This window comes from Actinotalea ferrariae CF5-4 (assembly GCF_000603945.1).
Taxonomy (GTDB): Bacteria; Actinomycetota; Actinomycetes; order Actinomycetales; family Cellulomonadaceae; genus Actinotalea; species Actinotalea ferrariae.
This window is the reverse complement of record NZ_AXCW01000560.1, coordinates 1-667: the sequence shown is the minus strand read 5'-3', so window position 1 is coordinate 667 and position 667 is coordinate 1. Positions and strand designations below refer to the sequence as shown.

Sequence of the window (667 nt, the reverse complement as noted above, 5' to 3'; positions counted from 1 at the left end):
CGGGCGAGGCGCCGTCGGGCGTCCGCCCGGAGCCGGCGGACCGCCGCCTCCGAGACGCGGCCGTCCCGCCCGACGAGGGTCCAGGTGAGCCGCGCGACGTCGCGCCGGCTGCCGTCCGGGTCCGCCTCGGGCGCGGCCGTCCACGGGTGCTCCTCGCCCTTGTCCAGGACGCGCAGCACGACGGTCACGCCGAAGGCGGTGAGCGCGGCCACCGCGGCGTCGCGGGGGGCCATCCGCAGCAGGAGGCACAGCGTGAGGACGCCGACGCCGACGGTGATCGGCACGGCGAGGCGCCCGACGGCGAGGACGGCACCACGGAGGCCGTCGCCGTCGCCCCGCTCGGACGGGCCATCGTCCGGTGCCTGCGGCATCATCGGGGTGCCTCGTCGTCGGGGGCGAGGGCGGCCGCGAGGGTCGCGACCGCCGCGCGCGCGGACGCGACGTCGTCGACGGTGAGGTGCTCCTCCCCGAAGCGCGCCCGCAGGTAGAGGTCCAGGAGGACCCGGCTGGCCCCGCGGTCGGCGCGCGTGCGGTCCAGCACCGCCAGCGTGAACTCGGTCGGGGTGGCGGCCGGGTCCCGCGGCAGGCCGGACGCCGCGGCGGCCTCCTCCAGCCGCACCCAGGCGGCGATGACGGCGTCGACCGGACGGCCCGCGCCCGCGAGGTG

The 667-nt window shown here is 79.8% G+C and carries 1 protein-coding gene and 1 pseudogene; both read right to left on the bottom strand.

What is annotated here, in order from left to right; translation table 11 throughout:
• Nucleotides 1-374 (bottom strand): annotated as a pseudogene (locus tag N866_RS19300) (hypothetical protein); the annotation flags it as partial.
• Nucleotides 371-667: DUF4129 domain-containing protein (locus N866_RS19295; RefSeq protein WP_034230022.1), on the bottom strand; the 297-nt coding region annotated here is incomplete at its 5' end. The gene N866_RS19295 and the pseudogene N866_RS19300, both read right to left, overlap by 4 nt.